The sequence below is a fragment of the Streptomyces sp. NPDC055189 genome, from assembly GCF_053606765.1.
The window spans coordinates 1-20,101 of sequence record NZ_JBSGSG010000101.1; the positions used below are offsets into that span (position 1 = coordinate 1).

General features: G+C 71.2%; 19 protein-coding genes. 4 read left to right on the forward strand and 15 right to left on the reverse strand.

The annotated features are described in order from the left end of the window. Positions 1 to 178: 178 nt before the first annotated feature. Positions 179 to 385, reverse strand: a complete 207-nt coding sequence (locus tag ACWFR3_RS40655; protein ID WP_351164871.1) for a hypothetical protein — start codon at positions 383 to 385, stop codon at positions 179 to 181. Between the two features lie 199 nt (positions 386 to 584). Then, the gene (locus tag ACWFR3_RS40660) at positions 585 to 851 is read right to left on the reverse strand and encodes a hypothetical protein (protein ID WP_453739746.1); all 267 of its coding nucleotides are present in this window, start codon (positions 849 to 851) and stop codon (positions 585 to 587) included. Positions 852 to 1,046: 195 nt separating this feature from the next. Here ACWFR3_RS40660 and ACWFR3_RS40665 point away from each other — a divergent pair, with 195 nt between their 5' ends. Continuing rightward, positions 1,047 to 2,390 carry a serine/threonine-protein kinase gene (locus tag ACWFR3_RS40665; RefSeq protein ID WP_453739747.1) on the forward strand — a complete coding sequence of 448 codons (1,344 nt, stop codon included), beginning with the start codon at positions 1,047 to 1,049 and terminating at the stop codon, positions 2,388 to 2,390. Here the strand turns inward: ACWFR3_RS40665 and ACWFR3_RS40670 are convergent. From ACWFR3_RS40670 to ACWFR3_RS40715, 10 genes are all read right to left on the reverse strand, one after another. Continuing rightward, positions 2,381 to 3,199 (reverse strand): TrmH family RNA methyltransferase, encoded by an 819-nt coding sequence (locus ACWFR3_RS40670; RefSeq protein WP_453739748.1) that lies wholly within the window; start codon positions 3,197 to 3,199, stop codon positions 2,381 to 2,383. The two genes, ACWFR3_RS40665 and ACWFR3_RS40670, sit on opposite strands and share 10 nt — an antisense overlap. A gap of 92 nt (positions 3,200 to 3,291) precedes the next feature. Continuing rightward, complete coding sequence (cobA, locus tag ACWFR3_RS40675; RefSeq protein WP_453739749.1) at positions 3,292 to 4,524, reverse strand: uroporphyrinogen-III C-methyltransferase; 1,233 nt, start codon at positions 4,522 to 4,524, stop codon at positions 3,292 to 3,294. 174 nt (positions 4,525 to 4,698) lie between these two features. Further along, positions 4,699 to 8,736, reverse strand: coding sequence for a nicotinate-nucleotide--dimethylbenzimidazole phosphoribosyltransferase (gene cobT / locus ACWFR3_RS40680; protein ID WP_453739750.1), 4,038 nt, complete (start codon positions 8,734 to 8,736; stop codon positions 4,699 to 4,701). Positions 8,737 to 9,089: 353 nt separating this feature from the next. Continuing rightward, positions 9,090 to 10,301 carry a precorrin-6y C5,15-methyltransferase (decarboxylating) subunit CbiE gene (gene cbiE / locus ACWFR3_RS40685; protein ID WP_453739751.1) on the reverse strand — a complete coding sequence of 404 codons (1,212 nt, stop codon included), beginning with the start codon at positions 10,299 to 10,301 and terminating at the stop codon, positions 9,090 to 9,092. A 139-nt stretch (positions 10,302 to 10,440) separates the two neighbouring features. After that, positions 10,441 to 11,085, reverse strand: coding sequence for a GNAT family N-acetyltransferase (locus ACWFR3_RS40690; protein WP_453739752.1), 645 nt, complete (start codon positions 11,083 to 11,085; stop codon positions 10,441 to 10,443). A gap of 135 nt (positions 11,086 to 11,220) precedes the next feature. After that, positions 11,221 to 12,045: a MetQ/NlpA family ABC transporter substrate-binding protein gene (locus tag ACWFR3_RS40695; protein ID WP_453739753.1), complete on the reverse strand. Its 825-nt coding sequence runs from the start codon at positions 12,043 to 12,045 to the stop codon at positions 11,221 to 11,223. 2 nt (positions 12,046 to 12,047) lie between these two features. Further along, positions 12,048 to 12,881 (reverse strand): MetQ/NlpA family ABC transporter substrate-binding protein, encoded by an 834-nt coding sequence (locus ACWFR3_RS40700; protein WP_453739754.1) that lies wholly within the window; start codon positions 12,879 to 12,881, stop codon positions 12,048 to 12,050. A 75-nt stretch (positions 12,882 to 12,956) separates the two neighbouring features. Beyond that, positions 12,957 to 13,676 carry a methionine ABC transporter permease gene (locus ACWFR3_RS40705; protein WP_453739755.1) on the reverse strand — a complete coding sequence of 240 codons (720 nt, stop codon included), beginning with the start codon at positions 13,674 to 13,676 and terminating at the stop codon, positions 12,957 to 12,959. Continuing rightward, positions 13,673 to 14,731, reverse strand: coding sequence for a methionine ABC transporter ATP-binding protein (locus ACWFR3_RS40710; RefSeq protein WP_453739756.1), 1,059 nt, complete (start codon positions 14,729 to 14,731; stop codon positions 13,673 to 13,675). Before ACWFR3_RS40710 ends, ACWFR3_RS40705 begins: the two co-directional genes overlap by 4 nt. A 398-nt stretch (positions 14,732 to 15,129) precedes the next feature. Continuing rightward, positions 15,130 to 15,777: an HAD family hydrolase gene (locus tag ACWFR3_RS40715; protein ID WP_453739757.1), complete on the reverse strand. Its 648-nt coding sequence runs from the start codon at positions 15,775 to 15,777 to the stop codon at positions 15,130 to 15,132. A 70-nt stretch (positions 15,778 to 15,847) separates the two neighbouring features. On the opposite strand from ACWFR3_RS40715, the gene ACWFR3_RS40720 reads away from it, so the two are divergent. Next, entirely contained in the window at positions 15,848 to 16,207 is a 360-nt protein-coding gene (locus ACWFR3_RS40720; protein ID WP_361056884.1) for a hypothetical protein, read from the forward strand. Between the two features lies 1 nt (position 16,208). Then, positions 16,209 to 16,634 carry a hypothetical protein gene (locus ACWFR3_RS40725; RefSeq protein ID WP_453739758.1) on the forward strand — a complete coding sequence of 142 codons (426 nt, stop codon included), beginning with the start codon at positions 16,209 to 16,211 and terminating at the stop codon, positions 16,632 to 16,634. Positions 16,635 to 16,694: 60 nt separating this feature from the next. Here ACWFR3_RS40725 and ACWFR3_RS40730 read toward each other — a convergent pair whose 3' ends face one another. From ACWFR3_RS40730 to ACWFR3_RS40740, 3 genes are all read right to left on the reverse strand, one after another. Beyond that, complete coding sequence (locus tag ACWFR3_RS40730) at positions 16,695 to 17,198, reverse strand: GNAT family N-acetyltransferase (RefSeq protein WP_453739759.1); 504 nt, start codon at positions 17,196 to 17,198, stop codon at positions 16,695 to 16,697. A gap of 37 nt (positions 17,199 to 17,235) precedes the next feature. Continuing rightward, positions 17,236 to 17,751 (reverse strand): sigma-70 family RNA polymerase sigma factor, encoded by a 516-nt coding sequence (locus ACWFR3_RS40735; protein WP_453739760.1) that lies wholly within the window; start codon positions 17,749 to 17,751, stop codon positions 17,236 to 17,238. 89 nt (positions 17,752 to 17,840) lie between these two features. Further along, complete coding sequence (locus ACWFR3_RS40740; RefSeq protein WP_453739761.1) at positions 17,841 to 19,010, reverse strand: glycerophosphodiester phosphodiesterase; 1,170 nt, start codon at positions 19,008 to 19,010, stop codon at positions 17,841 to 17,843. 384 nt (positions 19,011 to 19,394) lie between these two features. Here ACWFR3_RS40740 and ACWFR3_RS40745 point away from each other — a divergent pair, with 384 nt between their 5' ends. Continuing rightward, complete coding sequence (locus tag ACWFR3_RS40745) at positions 19,395 to 20,084, forward strand: lysophospholipid acyltransferase family protein (protein ID WP_453739772.1); 690 nt, start codon at positions 19,395 to 19,397, stop codon at positions 20,082 to 20,084. Positions 20,085 to 20,101: the final 17 nt, after the last annotated feature.

Below are 20,101 nucleotides of genomic sequence, written 5' to 3' on the forward strand. Positions count from 1 at the left end.
GAGGACGAGCTCGGCGCAGCCGGCGATTTCCCCCGCAGAGCCCCCGGCGCAAAGAAGTGCCCGCGCAGCTCCCCAGCTGCGCGGGCATTTCTCGTGCCGTCCGCCGCACCCCCGTCCCCACGGGGTTTCCTGGCCGGATGTCCCCGCCCGGACCGCTCATCCGGGCCCGGGGCGCCGCTCAGCGCCCCAGCATCACGCCCACGGACGACGCCTGTGTGACCACTGCTTCCCAGCCGCCGAAGACGACTACGAGCAGGGCCGCCAGAGGAAGAACCATGGCCGTCGCCACCAGGGGGTGGCGCGTGCCGGACGGGCGGACGCCGAACGTGGCGAAGGCCTTACGTCCCTGCGTGCGGATCATTGTCCGCGGTGCCGTGTCCGCCATGGTTCCTCTCCTGACCGAGTCTGTGTGAACTTGGCAGCGGCGGGTGCTTGACCTCGGGGGACGAGTGCTCGCACCCGCCGCTTGACCTCAAATCTAGGTGCGCCTCAGGTCCGGGGCGTCATGCCCTCGTACCGATTGCCGGGCCTCCCGGAGGATGACCGATCGTCGCTCGTGTACTCCCATGGGTGGAGACGGGGTCCTAGGTCTCGGGGTCTTCCCGGAGGGGACGGGCTGCCTGCTCGGAGCTGTCCTCTCTGGGCACCGGCTGCTCGACCAGAGCCAGGACGCGGGTCGCCATGAACCGCGCCGTCCGCACGACGGAGCCGCTGCGGGTGACTTCGCTCACTTCGACCACCCCTCTGCGGACCGCCGTCTCCACCCGGCGGCCCGCTCTGCTCGCCACCACCTCGTACGTCCGTGTCGTGTCCCCGGCGTCCACGACTATCTCCACACGATCACCTTTCACAGGATCAATCCCCCTTCAGCGACGGATGGTTGGGAAAGGCGGCCGGCACAACAGCCGCCCGCTCCCGTGTCCCTGACCACTCTTCAAGTTTCCCACCCGGCACTGACAATCGGTCGGGCCGCGAGGGCGCGGCCTCTGCACCTGCCCGGCCACGGAAACGTAAGCTGTGGCACGACAACGGACCGGGCAGCGGGGATGGACATGGCGATGATGCGGCTCCGGCGCGAGGACCCGCGTGTCGTCGGCTCGTTCAGACTGCACAGGCGGCTGGGCGCCGGCGGCATGGGTGTCGTCTACCTGGGGTCGGACCGGCGGGGGCAGCGCGTCGCCCTCAAGGTGATCCGGCCCGATCTGGCGGAGGACGAGGAGTTCCGCTCGCGCTTCGCGCGCGAGGTCTCCGCGGCCCGGCGGATCCGCGGGGGCTGTACCGCGCGGCTCGTCGCCGCCGATCTCGACGCCGACCGGCCGTGGTTCGCCACGCAGTACGTCCCCGGACCGTCGCTGCACGACAAGGTGGCCGCCGAGGGGCCGCTCTCCGCCGCCGATGTGGCGGTCGTCGGTTCGGCGCTCGCCGAAGGCCTCGTAGCCGTGCACGAAGCCGGTGTCGTGCACCGCGACCTGAAGCCGTCGAACATCCTGCTATCCCCGAAGGGGCCGCGGATCATCGACTTCGGCATCGCCTGGGCCACCGGCGCCTCGACGCTGACCCATGTGGGCACCGCCGTCGGATCGCCGGGCTTCCTGGCGCCCGAGCAGGTGCGCGGCGCCGCCGTCACACCCGCCACGGACGTGTTCGCCCTCGGCGCCACCCTCGCGTACGCGGGCATGGCGGACTCGCCCTTCGGGCACGGCAGTTCAGAGGTCATGCTCTACCGCGTCGTCCACGAGGAGGCGCAGCTCGGCGGGGTCCCCGACGCGCTCGCCCCGCTGATCAGGGCGTGCCTCGCCAAGGACCCGGAGGAGCGCCCCAGCACGCTTCAACTGTCGCTCAGGCTCAAGGAGATCGCGGCCCGCGAGGCGCAGGGCCTCAGCGATCCCCGGCCGCCCGCACCCCGCCAGAGCCAGGACCGGCCCACGGGGCGGATGGCCGAGGAGTACGCGGACCAGCAGACCCAGCGGCGCCAGCCGCAGGGCACTCCCCCGCCGCGGCCCGCTTCGTCCCGGCCGGGTTCTTCGCGGACCGGCTCCTCACGGACCGATTCCTCGCGCAACGGCTCTGCGCGGAACGGATCGCCGCGCACCGGATCATCGCGGCCGAATTCCTCACGCCCCGGATCCAGTTCCTCGCGGTCGGGTTCACGCCCCTCGCAGGCGCGGAACACGACACGCTCCGGTGGTGCGCGGCGGCCCGCCAATCCGCGCCTGCTGCGCCAGCGGCTCTTCGTGTTCGTGGTCGTGACGCTGCTCGTGGCGCTGGCGATCGCGGCGGCCCAGGGCTGCCAGGGTCCCGCCCGCGGGCTCGGCGGCAGCGGCGCCCCCGATGTGCACGACGTACGCCAGAGCGGTCGGCTCGATCCGGGGCCCGGCTCTCAGAGCTGAGGGCGGCCCGTCGCCACCGCGTAGAACGCGACCGCCGCCGCCGCTCCCACGTTCAGGGAGTCGACGCCGTGGGCCATCGGGATGCGCACCCACTCGTCCGCGGCGACCAGTGCCTGCGTGGACAGGCCGTCGCCCTCCGCACCGAGCATCAGCGCGACCCGGTCCATGCGGTGCGGCGCCGCCTCGTCGAGGGTCTTCGCCTTCTCGTCCGGGGTGAGCGCGAGAAGGTTGAAGCCCGCTTCCCGTACGCCCTCCAGGCCCTTGGGCCAGGATTCGAGGCGGGCGTAGGGCACGGAGAAGACCGCGCCCATGGAGACCTTCACCGAGCGGCGGTAGAGCGGGTCCGCGCAGTCCGGTGAGAGCAGGACCGCGTCCATGCCCAGGGCCGCAGCGCTGCGGAAGATCGCCCCGATGTTGGTGTGGTCGTTGACCGACTCCATGACGACGACGCGGCGGGCCGTGGTGAGCAGCTCGTCCGACGTCGGCAGCGGCTTGCGCTGCATCGAGGCGAGGGCGCCCCGGTGCACGTGGTAGCCGGTGACCTGCTCGGCCAGGTCGGGGTTGACCGCGTACACGGGGGCCGGGACCTCGTCGATGACGTCGCGCATGACGTCGACCCACTTGGCGGAGAGCAGCATCGAGCGCATTTCGTAGCCCGCCTGCTTGGCGCGCCTGATCACCTTCTCGCCCTCGGCGATGAAGAGGCCCTCGGCGGGCTCCCGCTTGCGGCGCAGTTCGACGTCGGTCAGGCCCGTGTAGTCGCTCAGGCGCGGGTCGGTGGGGTCGTCAACGGTGATGAGATCAGCCACAGGGTGATACTGCCTTGTCCTGGGTGTGGTGCCAACGCCTTGGGGCGGGTTGGGTTACCGGTGGTTACGCGAGGGCTCGTGAGGACTGCGGGTCACGCGGGGCCCTGGGGGCCCACGTTCACCACCTCGCCGATGACGATCACTGCCGGCGGCTTCACCTCGTGGGCGGCTACCTCGGCGGCGACCGTGGCGAGGGTGGCGTCCACGCGGCGCTGGGCCGCGGTGGTGCCCTCCTGGATCAGGGCGACGGGAGTCTCGGGCGACCGGCCGTGCGCGGTGAGCGCCTCGGCGATCTTGCCGATCTTGTCCACGCCCATCAGGATCACCAGGGTGCCGCGCAGCTTGGCCAGGGACGGCCAGTCGACCAGGGAGCGCTCGTCGTCCGGGGCCACGTGCCCGCTGACCACGGTGAACTCATGGGCGACCCCGCGGTGCGTGACGGGGATACCGGCGGCGCCGGGCACGGAGATCGAGCTGGAGATGCCGGGCACCACCGTGCAGGAGATGCCCACCTCGGCGAGCGCCTGGGCCTCCTCCATGCCGCGCCCGAAGACGAACGGGTCGCCGCCCTTCAGACGGACGACCGACTTGCCCTGCTTGGCGTGCTCGATGAGGGCGTTGTTGATGGCCTCCTGGGCCATGAAACGCCCGTACGGGATCTTCGCGGCGTCGATCACCTCGACGTGCGGCGGGAGTTCGTCGAGCAGGTCGCGGGGGCCGAGCCGGTCGGCGATGACCACGTCCGCCTCGGCGAGGAGACGCCGGCCGCGGACCGTGATGAGGTCGGGGTCGCCGGGGCCGCCGCCGACGAGGGCGACGCCGGGGGTACGGGTGCGCTGGTGGGGCGCCACGAGCGTGCCGTCGCGCAGGCCCTCGACCAGCGCGTCGCGGATGGCCGCCGTGCGCCGGGGGTCGCGGTCGTCGATGTCCGTGGTGAGGACGGCGACCGTGACGCCTTCGGAGCGGCCGGTCGCGGGGGTCAGGGCGGTGGCGGCGTCGGCGTCGTCGGCACGGACGCACCAGACGCGGTGCGCCTCGCCTTCCGCCGATGCCGCTTCGTTGGCCGCCAGGTCGCTGGTGGCGATGAGGGCGTACCAGGCGTCCTGGAGGTCGCCGTGCTCGTAGCGGCGGCGCTCCCAGGTGATCTCGCCCGCGTCCGCCATCGCCTCCACGGAGGGGGTCGCCGACGGCGATACGAGGGTGATGTCGGCGCCCGCCGCGATCAGGGCGGGGAGGCGGCGCTGGGCCACCTGGCCGCCGCCGAGCACTACCGTGCGGCGGGCGGTGAGGCGGAGGCCTACGGGGTAGGCGGGGCTTTCGGCCATGGCGGGTGGCTCCTCGTGCGGGGCGCGGGGCTCTGCGCGTGCCGCTGCGACGGTGAGGCGGCTGCGTTGATGCTTTGACGTGCGGGTTCAGTATGGCTGGGGCGGGGCGGGGTCTCTCCCCCAGCCCCGCCCCTTGCCGAAATGCGGCGTTCGCCCCGGAGCCTCCTCGCGGGGCTACTTCTCCGTCACGCCTGCCGAGTCGAACGTGGCCACCTCGTGCATCGCACGGGCCGCGCTCTGGACCACCGGCAGGGCCAGGAGGGCGCCGGTGCCCTCGCCGAGGCGGAGGTCGAGGTCGACCAAGGGGCGCAGGCCCAGCTTGTTCAGGGCGGCCACGTGGCCCGGCTCCGCGCTGCGGTGACCCGCGATGCAGGCCGCGAGGACCTCGGGGGCGATGGCGCGGGCGACCAGGGCCGCGGCTCCCGCGCTCACGCCGTCCAGGATCACGGGCGTACGCAGGGAGGCGCCGCCGAGCAGCAGGCCCACCATCGCCGCGTGCTCCAGGCCGCCGATCGCCGCGAGGACGCCGATCGGGTCGGCCGGGTCGGGTCGGTGCAGCTCCAGGGCGCGGCGGACGACGTCGACCTTGCGGCTGTGCATCTCGTCGTTGATGCCGGTGCCGCGGCCGGTCACCTCGCCCGGGTCCGTGTCCGTGTAGACGGAGATGAGGGCCGCGGACGCGGTGGTGTTCGCGATGCCCATCTCGCCGGTGAGCAGGGCCTTGTTCCCCGCCGCCACCAGGTCGCGGGCGGTCTCGATGCCCACCTCGATGGCCGCCTTGACCTCCTCGCGGCTCAGCGCAGAGCCGGTGGTCATGTCGGCCGTGCCCGGACGGATCTTGCGGGGCAACAGGCCGGGGGTGGCCGGGAGTTCGCTGGCCACGCCCACGTCGATGACGCAGACCTCGGCGCCCACCTGGTTGGCGAAGGCGTTGCAGACCGCGCCGCCGCCGAGGAAGTTGGCGACCATCTGCGCGGTCACCTCCTGGGGCCAGGCGGTGACACCCTGGGCGTGCACGCCGTGGTCGCCCGCGAAGATCGCGACGGCCGCGGGCTCCGGGATCGGCGGCGGGCACTGCCGGGACAGGCCCGAGAGCTGCGCGGAGATGATCTCCAGCATGCCGAGCGCGCCCGGCGGCTTCGTCATCCGCTTCTGCCGTTCCCACGCCTCACCGAGCGCCTTGGCGTCCAGCGGGCGGATATTGGAGACGGTCTCGGCGAGCAGGTCGTGCGGGTCCTCGCCGGGCAGGGCGCGACGGCCGTACGTCTCCTCGTGGACCACCCAGGAGAGCGGGCGGCGCTTGGACCAGCCTGCCTGCATCAGCTCGGGCTCCTCGGGGAACTCGTCGACGTATCCGACACAGAGATAGGCCACCACTTCGAGGTGCTCGGGCAGGCCGAGGGTTCTGACCATCTCGCGTTCGTCGAAGAAACTGACCCAGCCGACGCCGAGGCCCTCGGCGCGCGCCGCGAGCCAGAGGTTCTCGACGGCCAGGGCCGAGGAGTACGGCGCCATCTGCGGCTGCGTGTGGCGGCCCAGGGTGTGGCGGCCGCCGCGGGTGGGGTCGGCGGTGACGACGATGTTCACCGGAGTGTCGAGGATCGCCTCGATCTTCAGTTCCTTGAACTGCTTCGCGCGGCCCTTGGGGAGCGACTTGGCGTACGCATCCTTCTGGCGCATGGCCAGTTCGTGCATGGTCCGCCGGGTCTCCGCCGAGCGGATGACGACGAAGTCCCAGGGCTGCGAGTGGCCCACGGAGGGCGCCGTGTGGGCCGCCTCCAGGACGCGGAGCAGCACCTCGTGCGGGATGGCGTCGCTGCGGAAGCCGTTGCGGATGTCGCGGCGCTCGCGCATGACGCGCAGGACGGCCTCGCGCTCGGCGTCGTCGTAGGCGGGGGCGGCGGGTGCCTCCGACTCCTGCACCGGCTCCGGCAGCTGCATCGCTGCCGGCGCCGCGGCCGATTCCGAGGGGGCCGCGGCGTCTGTGGCGTCCGTGGCGTCCGCCACCGGGGCGACGGCTTCGGTGAGGTCGGCGGGATCGGCTTCAGGGGCTTCCGACGGCTCGGCGGCTTCCGACGGATCAAGGACTGCCATCGGCTCGGGGGCTGCCACCGGCTCGGGGGCTTCGTTCACTGCCACTGCCTCCGCTTCTGCGGGTGCGTCGACCGCTTCGAGGGGCAGGGCTTCGGCCGCCGTGTCCGTCGATACGGGTGCTTCTGCCGAGGGCTCCTCCACCGGGGCGGGTGCGGGAGAGGCCGCCGCGGTCCCGCCGCCGTCACGCGGGGCGGGCACGGTGGCCGCGGGCTGCGGCGATGCGGGCCGGTGCGACACGGACTCGGGGGGCTCGGTGGCTTCCGCGGTCCCGGGGGCTTCAGGGGCTTCGGCGACTTCGAGGAGGGCCGAGGGCTCCTGGGCCTCCGGGGCATCCGTCGTCTCCGGCACCTCCGGGGCAACGGCGTCCGGCGCGGGGGCCACGGCCTCGGCGGCGGGCTCCGGCTGCGCCTCGGGGGCGCCGGGCTGCGGGGCCTCGAAGTGCTCCGGGGGCACGGACAGGGCGTGCGGCGGCGTCGGGGCCAGGTGGGGCGTGGTCGGCACCGAGCCCTCGACCGGCACGAACTGGCCGAGCGGCGCGGGAGCCTGAGGTGCCGCGTAGGTGTGGTTCGGCTCGCCCGGCAGCCCGTCGCTCGCAAGGCCATCGCCCTGAGGCGCCGGGGTCTCGGCAGCGTCCGCGTGCTGCGGGGGCTGCGGGATGTGCGGGCCCTGGGCCGTGTGCCCGGCGGCGGCGAGCGGCGCGTCCGACCAGGGCTGCGCGCCCGCCACGGCGAACTGCGGGTGGCCGGAGCCCGGGGCGTCAGCCGGCTGACCGACGGCGGGGGCCTGCTCGGCATCGGCGGTCGGCGGGAGCTCCTGGCTCGCTTCCGAAGCGGGCGCGGAGGGCTCCACGGCCGGGTCCACGGCCGACGGCTGCTCGCCGTCCGCGGCGAACGCGGGCTGCCCTGCCTCGGAGACGGCCTGCGCGAACTGATCGTCGGCCGCGACGCCTTGCGCGATCGCGGCGTCGGCGGCATCCGGGGCCGGCGGGAAGGCGGCCGCGGGCTGCGGGGCCTCGGTGGCGAGCGAGTCCTGCGGGTTCTGCGGGTTCTGTGTGGCTTGTGCAGCCTGTGCGTCCTGAGCGCCCTCTGTGACCGGTGTTGCGTCCGGGACGACCGTTTCTGCTGGTGCGACAGGCTGCGCGGGCTGTGAAGGCTGTGAGTGCTGCGAAGGCTGAGGCGCCCACGGCGTCGCACCCTGCGGCGTGATCTCACCGAGCTGCGGACCCGGCAGCATGGCTTCCGCGTCACGCGGGATGTCGAGGTACTCGGGCCCCACCGTCGGCGGCCCCGCATGCCGCACGGGCACGGCGTGCTGCGGGGCACCGGCAGGGCCGCGGTCGGCGAGCGAACGTACGGGACTGCCTGCACCGTCCGGCACGGCGGGACCCGAGGGCCCCCGGTGGAGCGGTCGGCGGGAGGGGCCGGGGTGCGAGGCGGGCGCCGGCGTGGGCGCGCCGGGCAGCTGGACGCCGTTCAGATCGACCGAGCCGCTGTCACGGCCTGCCGTCTCGTGCGGGCCCGGCTGATGCACGGCCTGCGGCTGCGCGAGCGGCTGCTGGGCGGTCGACTGCGGGCCCGCCGCGTGCTGGCCGACGAGCTGCTGGTCGACGGAGTGCTGACCGCCCAGCGAATGACCGGCGGAGTGCCGACCACCGGCGGACTGGCCGTTGACGGAGTGGCCGTTGACGGAGTGGCCGTTGACGGGCTGACCGTTGGCGGACTGGCCACCGGCAGACGCATCGCCCACAGACTGCTCCCCCATGGACGGGTCGACCACAGGCTGACCGGCAGCCGCGTACTGATTCGCGAGAGACGGGTCGCCTGCAGGCTGCCCCACGCCCTGCGCATCCACGCCCTGTCCCTGCTGACCCACAGCCTGCGCGAAAGCCGCCTGCTGGGCACCGACGGACTGCGCCGCGGCCGACTGCGGCTCGCTCCAGGCGCCCTGGGCGCCCGGCATGAGCAGCAGGTCGTCATCGTCGGCGGGGGCGACACTCGCGACGGGATTCTCGGAGGGGTCGAGGTAGGTGTACGCGCCCGGGGCGGGGACGCCCGGCTGCTCCACCATGCCTGCGTTCTCCGGCAGTCCCTCGCCCGGGACCTGGCCGGTGTCGGTCATGCGTAACCCCTCGCCCATCGGTTAGTGCTTCTTCGACCGCCCCTCAGCCTTAGGCCGGGGAAGCCCCATTGCCCGGAGCGGCGCACCAACCGCCCGTCAGTCTCAACGAGCGTGCGTGCCGCGCGGCACGAACCGCGTACGGACAACAGGCATTGTCCCGGTATGCCGACCGCCACGGCGGCTTGATCCGCAACGGCCCGCTGTGGGCTGCGCCACGTTGCGCGCCCTCCGGTCCTGCCGTACCACACACCCCCCAAAACGGGCGAGCTTTCCGGACATTGGACAACTATTTGCCGGGCACTCGGTGCGGTACAACGATCGGCCAGCCTACCCCGCACCGTGCGGCAACAGGGTCACGGGGCGCGATCGGGCAACTGTCCACAGAGCAGGAAGACCACGGTCCGCTCACGCTCCGTCCACGCGCGTGTGTCGAGCTCGACGGACTGGAGCAGCGCGCATTCGACCGCGTATCCGTGCTCCGTGAGGTCCCTGCCGATGAGTTCGGCGGCGTCACGGGTCGACGCGTGCGTCACGATGCGTGCCGGGCGGCGGTCGGCGACGGCGGAGACGACCGCCGCTCCCCCGCCCCCGATCCGTACGACATCGGGCTCGGGAAGGTCTTCCAGGACGTGCGGCGCCGTGCCGTGCACGATCTGCGGCTGCACGCCGAAGTGGCGGGCGACCGCCGCGGTGCGGGCGCAGGCGTCGGGGTCGGCGTCGACGGCGATGACGGCGGCGCCGAAGCGGGCGGCCTCGGCGGTGAAGGCGCCGCTGCCGCAGCCGATGTCCCAGACCAGGTCGCCCACGCGCGGTCCGATGCGGGCCAGTTGGGCGGCCCGCAGGCGGTCGCTCTCGCCCTCGCCGAGCTGGGCCTCGCCTCCGTAGGCCGGGGCGGGCAGCGCCCAGCCGCGCGGTGTTCCGGGGTCGCGGCCCGCGATCCAGCCGGTGTCCGAAGCGGCGACCGGGCCGCCGATGACGATGACGACGTTCGGGTCGCGCCAGGTGTGGTCGGCGGCCTTGTCCGAGGTGAGGACGGTGACCTGTTCGCGCTCGGTGCCGAGCTCCTCGCAGATCACGAAGGTCCGGTGGACGCCCTGGAGGAGCAGGCCGAGCTCGGCGGGGCCCGCGCCCGGCGAGGTGAGGACGGCGACCTTGGTGTGCGCGCGGCAGACGTTCACCGCGCGGCGCAGTGTGCGGGGGTGGGCGACCACGACCTCGGCGTCGTCCCAGGGCATCCCGGCGCGGGCGAAGGCCTGGGCGACGGAGGAGACGCCTGGCACCACTTCGACTTCGAGGCCGAATTCGGGGGCGCGCAGCGTGCGCACGACACCGAAGAAGCCCGGGTCGCCGTCGGCGAGGACCACGGCGGTGCCGCGGTGGGCGGCGATGCGGCGGGCGGCCAGGCTCACGCTGCCGAGGCGGATCCTTTCGGCGCCCTGTGGTACTTCGGTGAGCGCCAGGTGGTGGGCGGCGCCCGCGACGAGGGTGGCGGCGCCGAGCGCCGAACGCGCGGCGGCGGTCAGCGGCGAACCGTCCCAGCCGATCACCGTGACGCGGTCGGCCATCGTCGTCTGTCTCCCGGATTCGGTCTCACTGGGCGTCTGAGGGGGCCGGGCGTCGCGTGTAGGGGGCAACCGCGTGCGGCCAGGGGCGAGCGTACCTGGTGGGGCCCTCGGGTGCGTCAGGGGCGGTGCGGCGGAGGGATCAGTTCCAGTCGGAGTAGGCGCTGAAGCCGCTGTCGGCGAGCTGCTCGCCGACTCCTTCCAGGTCCTCGGGGAGCAGGCTCCACACGATGAGGTCGGTGCGGACGTCGATCCAGCCGCCGAACGGGTCCCCGCCGTTCCTCGTACGCGCTATCCAGGCGCCCCGCAGGACTCCCTCGCTGATACAGCCGATCTTCTGGGCGACCTGCTGGGCGGCGGTGTTGTCGGCGGCCGTGCGCAGCTCGATGCGCTCGAAGCGCTGGTCGTTGAAGAGCCACTGGGCGATGGCGAGCGCCGCCTCCGAGGCGTAGCCCTCGCCGCGGGCCCAGGGGGCGACGACGTAGTTGAGTTCGCAGGAGCGTACGCGCCAGCTGGTGTCGCGCAGTTGCACCGTGCCGACCAGGCGCTGGGTGAGGAACTCCGTGACGGCGAGGGCGATTCCGTGGCCCTCGGTGCGCTCGGCGGGCGCGAGCCGGGTGATCCAGTCGCGGGCGTCGTCCTCGGTGTAGGGCTGGGGCGCGGAGGTCCAGGCGGTGACCAACTCGTCGTTCATCATCTCCGCGTACGCGGAGACGTCGGCTTCCTCGAACGGGCGCAGCACCAACCGCTCCGTGCTGATGGAGACATCGGGGAAGGTGGTAGTCATGCGCTGCTCCGTAACCTGGAACCTTCGGGCCTGCTGAAGAGCCCAGCATGCAGCATGTCGGCGCGCAAACCCACCACGGGGTCCTCCCCCGTATCAGGAGAGGACCCCGTGGTGAGGGCGGAAACGGACTGTGCGTCAGCTCGTTTCGACGGGCAGGACGGAGCCCTTGTACTTGTCCTCGATGAACTGCTTCACCTGGGGTGAAGTGAGCAGTTTCGCCAGCTTCCTGACCCGCGGATCGTCCTCGTCGCCCTTCTTGACGGCGAGCACGTTGTTGTACGGATTGTCCTTGGGCGACTCGAGAAGGATGGCGTCCTTCTCGGGGCTGAGTCCGGCGTCGAGCGCGTAGTTGTTGTTGATGACCGCGGCTTCGACGTCTTCCAGGGAGCGGGGCAGCTGGGCGGGTTCCAGCGGTTTGATCGTGAGCTTCTTCGGGTTGGACGTGATGTCCTCGGGGGTCGCGTTGGCACCGGCCCCCTTCTTGAGCCCGATGACGCCCTTGGAGGCGAGGAGTTCGAGCGCCCTGCCTTCGTTGGTGGTGTCGTTCGGAACGGCGACGGTCGCACCGGCGGGCAGGCCGGTGACGTCCTTCGTCTTGTTCGCGTACACCCCCATCGGCGGCAGATAGACCTCGGTCACCGGCTTGAGCTCCGTCTTCTTGGACTTGTTGAAGTCCTCGAGGTACGGGGTGTGCTGGTAGAGGTTGGCGTCGAGGGAGCCTTCCTGCAGCGCGGTGTTCGGCGTGACGTAGTCCGTGAACTCCGTGATGCGAAGGTCGAGTCCCTCCTTCTTCGCGAGGTTCTGCTTGATGTACGTGAGGACTTCGCCGGCCGGGGTCGGGGTGGCGCCGACGGTGAGGGTCTCACCGTCGGCGTCCGAGCCGGATCCGGAGCCGCACGCGCTCAGGCCGAGCGTGAGGGCGAGCGCGCCGGTCGCGGCGGCCGTGACGTGCCTGCGCATGATCAGAACGCCGCGACGACGGCACCGTCGTACTTCTCGTCGATGAACTTCTTGACCTCGGGCGAGGTGAGGAGCTTGGCGAGCTTCTTGACGCGCGGGTCGCTCTCGTCGCCCTTCTTCACGGCGAGGAAGTTGCCGTAGGGGTTGCCCTTGGCGGGCTCGGCGACGATGGCGTCCTTGGCCGGGCTGAGCTTGGCCTCCAGGGCGTAGTTGCCGTTGATCACCGCGGCGTCGACGTCACCGAGGGAGCGGGGCACCTGGGCCGCCTCCAGCTCCTTGAACTTGAGGTTCTTCGGGTTCTTCGAGACGTCCTTGGGGGTCGCCTCGTAGCCGACGCCCTTCTTGAGCTCGATCAGGCCGTTCTCGGCCAGGAGCTTGAGCGCGCGGGCCTCGTTGGTGGTGTCGTTCGGCAGGGCGACCGTGGCGCCCTTCTTCAGGTCGTCGAGCTTCTTGACGCTCTTGGAGTAGACGCCGAGCGGCTCCAGGTGCACCGTCGCGTTCGGGACGGGCACGATGTCCGTGCCGTTCTTCTTGTTGAAGTCGTCCAGGTACGGCTTGTGCTGGAAGTAGTTCGCGAAGACCTCGCCCTGCTGGACGGCGGTGTTCGGCGTGACGTAGTCGGTGAACTCGCGGATCTCGATGTCGAGACCGGCCTTCTTGGCCAGGTTCTTCTTGACGTAGTCGAGGATCTCGCCCTGCGGCGTCGGGGTCGCGGCGACGATGAGCTTGCCGTCCTTGTCCGCGGCGGAGTCCTTGTCGGAGCCGCATGCGGAGAGACCGAGGGTGAGGGCTCCGGCAGCGAGGACAGCGGTGGTGATCTTGGCGGTGTTACGCACGAAAAGTGCCTTTCTCCATGGGTGGTACGCCCCGCGATGGGGTGTGCGGGGTGAGTTTCGGGAAGCTTTCGCCGGTCAGGAGGCCTTCGACGGAGCGAGCTTGAGGAAGCGCAGGCGCGGTGCGGCGCCCGAGTGGCCGCCGCGCCGGTGCAGCCTGCGGGCCGCGTAGTCGCCGGCGAACTGGATGATCGAGATGACGACGGCGAGGACGCCGACGGTGATCCACATCAGTTCGGTCTCGAAGCGCTGGTAGCCGTAGCGGATCGCGATGTCGCCGAGGCCGCCCGCGCCGACGGCGCCGGTGATGGCCGAGTAGCCGATGATCGTGACGATCGTCGTGGTGGTGCTGGAGATCAGCGAGGGCAGCGACTCCGGTACGAGGACCTTGCGCACGATGGTCCAGGTGTTGCCGCCCATGGACTGCACGGCCTCGACGAGACCGCCGTCGACCTCGCGCACCGCGGTCTCCACGAGCCGCGCGAAGAACGGTGTGGCGCCGATCGCGAGCGGCACGATGGCGGCCTCGCGGCCGATGGTCGTGCCCGTGATCCAGCGCGTGAAGCCCATCAGGGCGACCATGAGGATGATGAAGGGCATCGAGCGCGCGATGTTCACGATCTGCCCGATGAGCTTGTTCAGGACCGTGTTCTGCAGCAGCCCGCCGCGGTCGGTGAGGACCAGCAGGATGCCGAGCGGCAGTCCGGCGACGACGGCTATCAGCGTCGACCAGCCCACCATGTAGAGGGTGTCCCAACAGGCCTGCTCCAGCAGGGGCTGCATCTCCGACCAGGTCACTTGGCACCTTCCTTGACCAGCAGCGTGCTGTCCTTCGGGGTGGTCGCGGGGTCCTGGCCCGCGATGTCCACCTGCAGTCCCTGCTCGCGCAGGAAGCCGATCGGCACGACGTTCTCCTCGAAGCGGCCGGGCAGCTCGATGCGCATGCGGCCGACCTGCTTGCCCGCGACGGTGTCCATCGCGGCGCCGAGGATCGAGATGTCGATGTTGTACGTGCGCGACAGCTGGGAGATGACCGGCTGGGTCGCGGCCTCGCCGTGGAAGGTCACGTCGACGACGGTGCGGTTCTCGCCCGTCGCGTCGCCGCTGACCGGGAAGAGCGCGGCGGCCAGTTCGGAGCCGGGCGTCGCGAGCAGCTCGGTGACGGTGCCGGACTCGACGATCTGTCCGTTCTCCATGAGGGCGGCGGAGTCGCAGACGCTCTTGACGACGTCCATCTCGTGCGTGATCAGCAGGACGGTCAGGCCGAGCTGCTGGTTGAGGTCGCGCAGGAGCTTGAGGATGGAGCGGGTGGTCTCCGGGTCGAGCGCGCTGGTCGCCTCGTCGGAGAGCAGCACCTTCGGGTCGCCGGCGAGCGCGCGGGCGATGCCGACGCGCTGCTTCTGGCCGCCGGAGAGCTGCGCCGGGTAGGACTTCGCCTTGTCGCCGAGGCCGACCAGGTCGAGCAGTTCGAGCGCCTTGCGCGAGCGCTCGGCGCCGCTGAGACCGAGGATCTCCAGGGGCAGCTCGATGTTGTCCTTGACGGTGCGCGAGGACAGCAGGTTGAAGTGCTGGAAGACCATGCCGATGCGGCTGCGCGCCCGGCGCAGGTCCTTGCTCGCGCGGCTGCCGCGCCCCGCGAGGGCGGTGAGGTCCTGTCCTGCGACGGACACGGTGCCGGCGGTGGGGCGCTCCAGGAGGTTCACGCAGCGGATCAGGGAGGATTTGCCGGCGCCGGACTGGCCGATGACGCCGTACACCTCGCCTTCGCGGACATGCAGATCGACGCCGTCGAGGGCAGTTACTTCACGACCGCGTGAGCGGTAGACCTTGGTAAGGCCGGAAGTGGTGATCACAGGGGTTTCCGTCACTGTCGAGTGCGCGGCGCGGTTCTCGCCGGGCACGGGGCATTCGTGGGGAACGCGGCACGGTTTCTCGCGGTGGCGAAAAGAACCGGAGGACGTGTGCGCGGGGCAGGCTCGCTTCCTACGTCATGTACATGCAGTACGTGGCACAGGGCGGCACAGCGGCTTCGCTTCGGGGCGCGATGCTCAGGGGTGGTGCGGGGGCCCTCAGAAGGCGCACATTCGACACATACAACGAGCACCGGGCGTCGTGATCGCCTCGGTCGCAGGGGTGCGGCTGCTCGTCGTGGTCATGTGGACCAGTAAAACACGCGTGCGTCCGCGACCTGCCCCGGTCGTCCGGTATACGGACAGTCCGTGGACAGGCTCGGACGCCTCGCGACGGGCGCTCAGACCTCGGCGGTGATCTCCACGCCACCCTCGGTGGCCTGTGCGGACACGGCCGACAGGTCCTTCACGACGACGTCGGCGGAGAGCTCGCCCGCAGTGTGCGTTGTGGCCAACGCCACGGTGGTCATCCCCGCCGCGCGGCCCGCCGTGAGACCCGCGGGGGCGTCCTCGAAGACCACGCAGCGCGCCGGGTCGACACCCAGTTTCGCCGCCGCGAGCAGGAAGGGCTCCGGGTCGGGCTTGCCGCGCGTGATGTCGTCGGCGGCGATCAGCATCGCGGGGGCGATGCCGACCTCGGCGAGCCGGGCCTCGGCCAGGCGGCGCCCGGCGGAGGTGACCACGGCCCAGCGCTCGGGCGGCAGGGAGGTGAGCAGTTCGAGGGTGCCGGGCAGGAGCACGACGCCGCCGGCGACGTCGGAGACCTCCAGCTCCTCGATGCGGGCGACGGCCTCGGCCACGCGCTCGGCGGGCAGCATGTCGGCGATGATCTCGGCGGCGGGGCGGCCGTGCAGCTCGACCTGCCCGAACACCTCGGCGGAGATCCCGTACTCCTGCGCCAGGCGGCTCCAGCAGCGGTACACCGACTCCATGGAGGAGATGAGGGTGCCGTCGTTGTCGAACAGGAGCGCTTCAGCGTGGATCTTCATGGTGTCCGAGCGTACGGGGCACCCCCGGGGTGCGCGCATCGGGTCATAGGGCCCGTAATAAAGTCACCGCATGCTTGTTGCCCTGACGATCGCGACCGCCGTGGCCGCGCTCGTACTCGCCGCGTGGTGCGGTTTCGCCGCCTACCGGGACCAGCCGACCAAGGACTGGCACTTCATCGGCATGGCCGTGGTGACGTTCCTGGCCACCGTCCAGCTGATCGTCGGCATCGTCCAGCTGGCGCGGGGCGAGAAGCCCGAGCAGGGCACGACGATCTTCGTGTCGTATCTCATCGGCTCCTTCGCGTGCATTCCGGCCGCGGGCTTCATGTCCCTGGCCGAGCGCACCCGCTGGGGCTCCATCACGGTCGCCGCGGGCGGCGTGGTCCTCGCCGTGCTCCAGGTGCGGCTCTACGACATCTGGGGAGGCTGAGGTGACGGTGACAGAGCCCGAGCGGCAGAAGCAGAAGCTCATCACCGGGCCCGGCATCCTCCTGGTGTGGCTGTACGGGGTGATGGTGGTCGGCGCCGTGTCGCGCTCCGCCGTGCAGATCTCGACGGACTTCCACAAGGCCCCGCTCGCGTACACGCTGTCCGCGCTCGCGGGCCTCGTCTACGGCTTCATCACGTACTCGCTCGTGCGCGGCGGCGAGAAGGCCCGCAAGGCGGCGCTGGTGTGCTGCGCCGCCGAGCTCGTGGGCGTACTGGCGGTGGGGACCTGGACGCTCGTGGAGCCGTCCGCGTTCCCCGACGCCACGGTGTGGTCGGACTTCGGGATGGGCTATCTGTTCATCCCGGTGATCCTGCCGGTCACGGCGATCTTCTGGCTGAACAAAGCACGGAGGGCGTCCGCCGGTTGAGCCGTTCACCGCGGGCCCGGATGTGGCTGGTCGCGCAGTTCCCCGCGCCCCTTCGGGGCGCTAGGCGCTGACCATGTTCGCCCCCTCGCTCGCCTCCTTGGCGAGCGTCACCAGCGTGAGCCGCTCATTCACGTGCTGGGTCTTCACCGCCGCATAGCCATGCTTGCGGTAGAGCTGGAGGTTCTGCTCGCTGCGGTGGCCGCTGGAGAGCTGGAAGCACTTGGCGCCGCCGCCCGCTCCGAGCCGCTGCTCTATCGCGTCCAGGAGCCGGCCGCCCAGGCCGTGGCGCTGCATCCTGGGGTGGACGATGAGCTTGTCGATCCGCGCCGTGCCGTCGGGGTCGACCGTGCCGCGCACCGAGGCGACGACCTCGTCGCCCAGGCGGGCCACCAGCACGCTGCCGGTGGTCAGTTCGGCCTTGATGGAGTCGAGGGACTGCGTGAGCGGCTCGATGGAGTAGTCGCCGTACAGCTCGGCCTCGCTCTGGTAGCACAGGTACTGCAGTTTGAGGATCTTCTCGGCGTCCTGTCCGCCCGCCTCCGAGATGGTCACGCTCATGCCCATGTGTGCATGCCTCCCGCTCACCTGCTCCGCCGGTTGTCTATCGCTCCCTTCCCCGCGGTGCGGGAGCTGCAACCTCCGCCGCGAGCATTCTGCGCAGGCATCCCAGGCAACGGGAACGTTCAGGCCCCAGGCTGCCCTGTGACATTCCCAACTCGCCTGCGATCTCCCGGTAAGTGAGGTCCTTGGGGGAAAGAAGCGCCGCCATGAGACCGGGGCAGCGGCCGGGCAGTCTGCGCACCGCCGCGTACAGGGTGCGGTCGCGGTCGGCCCGCAGGGCGCGCTGTTCGGGGTCGGCCTCGGTGTCGTCGGCGGGCTCGGTCGCGTACGCCACTTCGCGCTCCGCCGTACGCCGGGTCAGGCGCGCCTCCGAGGCGACGGCGGCCCGCAGCCAGGTGGCAGGGTCGGCGGGTGGGTCGGCGGCGTCCATGCGTTCGAGGAGGCGCAGCCAGACGGCCTGTTCGAGGTCGCCCGGGTCGGCGCCGGAACCGTGCGCCGCGGCCGAGGCCTCGGCGGCGAGCAGCGGACGCAGGGCGGGGATCAGCGGGTGAGTCATGCAGGGCTGAGTCATGCAAGACGTGACGCGGCCGCCCCGGCAGGAGGTTGCCGGAGCGGCCGTCTGTCACCCCAACCGGGGCCCGGCGATCAGCCGTTGACGAAGTCCTGGCGGGCGAGCAGCGCGGTGTCGCAGTTGTCGGAGAAGATCCCGTCGATGCCCGTCTCGAAGTACGCCTTGAAGGCGCCGAAAGCGTCCCCGTAGGCGTTCGGGTCGGTGCCCTTCCTGAAGTTCGCGGGCAGGAAGGTGTTCTCGTTGCGCATCGTGTACGGGTGCAGGATCAGGCCCGCCTTGTGCGCGTCCTTGACCAGGGTGGTCGGGGTGCCGAGGCTGCCGTCCGACTTCCTCGGGATGACCAGGTCGAGCGTGGGGCCGATGCCCTGCGCGAACGACGCCATCCACTGAAGGCCCTCGGGCTTGATGAGGTCGGCCACGGTGCGCGGATCGCCCGCCTCGACGAAGTCCCAGGGGCGGGAGGACGCCGTGGACAGGAGCACCACGAGCGGCGGGTCGACCAGCTTGTTCAGGCGCTGGATGCTGCTGGGCTCGAAGGACTGCAGGAAGTTCGGCGAGTTCTTCTTGTGCCGTCCGTACTTGCGAAGGAGCTTGGCGAGCGGCTCCTCCAGGCCGAGGCCGAGCTTGCGGAAGTACGTGGGGTGCTTGGTCTCGATGTGCAGCCAGATCCGCTTGCCGCGCCCCCGCTCCTGCTTCTCGGCCCACCGGAAGACCTCTTCCAGGGTGGGCACGTCCCAGCGGCCGTCGTAGAGGGTGTTGCGCTGGCGGGTGCCGGGGATGCGCTCCTTGGCGCGCAGCGTCTTCAGCTCGGCGAGCGTGAAGTCCTCGGTGAACCAGCCGGTGAGCGAGACGCCGTCCACGGACTTGGTGGTCTTGCGGCCCGCGAACTCGGGGTGCGCCGAGACGTCCGTGGTCGCGGTGATGTCGTTCTCGTGACGGCATACGAGATGGCCGTCCTTGGTGGGCACGACGTCCTGCTCGATGACGTGCGCACCCATGTCGAGGGCCAGTTGGTACGAGCCGAGCGTGTGCTCGGGCCGGTAGCCGCTGGTGCCGCGGTGCGCGACGATCGTGGGCACCGGCAGGTCCTTGTGGCCGCCGTGCCCGTGCTTCGCGTCGGCTCTCGCCACGCCGGGCAGTCCTACGGCGACTGTGCCGGCCCCGAGGACGGCCGCTCCCAGGAGCGCGCGCCGCCCCGGCCGCCGCTCCCCCGACCCCGACCGACCCGACTTCTGCGTAGCCATTGAGCGCTCCTCCCGATGTGCTGCCTTGAACCTGACAAAGCGGCACGATCGTAGGTGGCCGCACGTGACGGAAGGGAGACCCTGGACCGAACGGAAGGGTGACGCCGGATGGCGACTGGTGTGCGGGACGGGATCCGGCCGGTGCCGTCGAGCCGGTCGACGCCCCTCGAACTCCGTGGCAGCGTGTGACCGCAAAGCGTGACAAGGACCACTAGGGCGCGCCACATGCCTCACACAGGGATAACGTCGTCACAGGGAGGGTGTTTCAAGGCCTGCACCACGTGCTTGCACGTCAACTCTGCGTATCGAGTGCGTGAACCCGATGTGCGGTGAGCGGTGAGCCGCGAGTATCGTCCTCACCTGCACATACCCGTCGTCGACCCGTTGACACCGGAGGGCCCGTTGTCCCGTCTCGCGCTCATCAAGGCTGTGCTCGGACCGATCTTGCGTCTGATGTTCCGCCCCCGGGTGGAAGGCGCCGAGAACATTCCGGGCACCGGTCCGGTCATCATGGCCGGAAACCACCTCACGTTCATCGACTCGATGATCATGCCGCTCGTCTGCCCGCGTCCCGTGTACTTCATCGGCAAGGACGAGTACGTCACGGGCAAGGGACTCAAGGGCCGCATGATGGCCTGGTTCTTCACCGGCTCCGGCATGATCCCCGTGGACCGCGACGGCGGCCACGGCGGTGTCGCCGCCCTGATGACCGGGCGTCGCATCCTGGAGGAGGGCAAGCTCTTCGGCATCTACCCCGAGGGCACCCGCTCCCCCGACGGCCGCCTGTACCGCGGCCGTACCGGTATCGCCCGGCTGACGCTGATGACCGGCGCGCCCGTGGTCCCCTTCGCGATGATCGGCACGGACAAGCTCCAGCCCGGCGGCAAGGGCCTCCCGCGGCCTGGCCGCGTCACGGTGCGCTTCGGTGAGCCGATGGAGTTCTCGCGGTACGAGGGCATGGACCGTGACCGCTACGTCCTGCGGGCGGTGACGGACTCCGTCATGACGGAGGTCATGCAGCTGTCCGGGCAGGAGTACGTGGACATGTACGCCACCAAGGCAAAAGCAGCCTGACGCCCCGCGCCCCTAAG

What these genes read in the sequence shown, in the direction of transcription:
- ACWFR3_RS40655 (WP_351164871.1), bottom strand. Translation starts at nt 385, where the DNA reads ATGGCGGACACGGCACCGCGGACAATGATCCGCACGCAGGGACGTAAG.
- ACWFR3_RS40665 (WP_453739747.1), top strand. Translation starts at nt 1,047, where the DNA reads ATGGACATGGCGATGATGCGGCTCCGGCGCGAGGACCCGCGTGTCGTC.
- cobA (WP_453739749.1), bottom strand. Translation starts at nt 4,524, where the DNA reads ATGGCCGAAAGCCCCGCCTACCCCGTAGGCCTCCGCCTCACCGCCCGC.
- cobT (WP_453739750.1), bottom strand. Translation starts at nt 8,736, where the DNA reads ATGACCGACACCGGCCAGGTCCCGGGCGAGGGACTGCCGGAGAACGCA.
- cbiE (WP_453739751.1), bottom strand. Translation starts at nt 10,301, where the DNA reads ATGGCCGACCGCGTCACGGTGATCGGCTGGGACGGTTCGCCGCTGACC.
- ACWFR3_RS40690 (WP_453739752.1), bottom strand. Translation starts at nt 11,085, where the DNA reads ATGACTACCACCTTCCCCGATGTCTCCATCAGCACGGAGCGGTTGGTG.
- ACWFR3_RS40695 (WP_453739753.1), bottom strand. Translation starts at nt 12,045, where the DNA reads ATGCGCAGGCACGTCACGGCCGCCGCGACCGGCGCGCTCGCCCTCACG.
- ACWFR3_RS40715 (WP_453739757.1), bottom strand. Translation starts at nt 15,777, where the DNA reads ATGAAGATCCACGCTGAAGCGCTCCTGTTCGACAACGACGGCACCCTC.
- ACWFR3_RS40720 (WP_361056884.1), top strand. Translation starts at nt 15,848, where the DNA reads ATGCTTGTTGCCCTGACGATCGCGACCGCCGTGGCCGCGCTCGTACTC.
- ACWFR3_RS40730 (WP_453739759.1), bottom strand. Translation starts at nt 17,198, where the DNA reads ATGGGCATGAGCGTGACCATCTCGGAGGCGGGCGGACAGGACGCCGAG.
- ACWFR3_RS40735 (WP_453739760.1), bottom strand. Translation starts at nt 17,751, where the DNA reads ATGACTCACCCGCTGATCCCCGCCCTGCGTCCGCTGCTCGCCGCCGAG.
- ACWFR3_RS40740 (WP_453739761.1), bottom strand. Translation starts at nt 19,010, where the DNA reads ATGGCTACGCAGAAGTCGGGTCGGTCGGGGTCGGGGGAGCGGCGGCCG.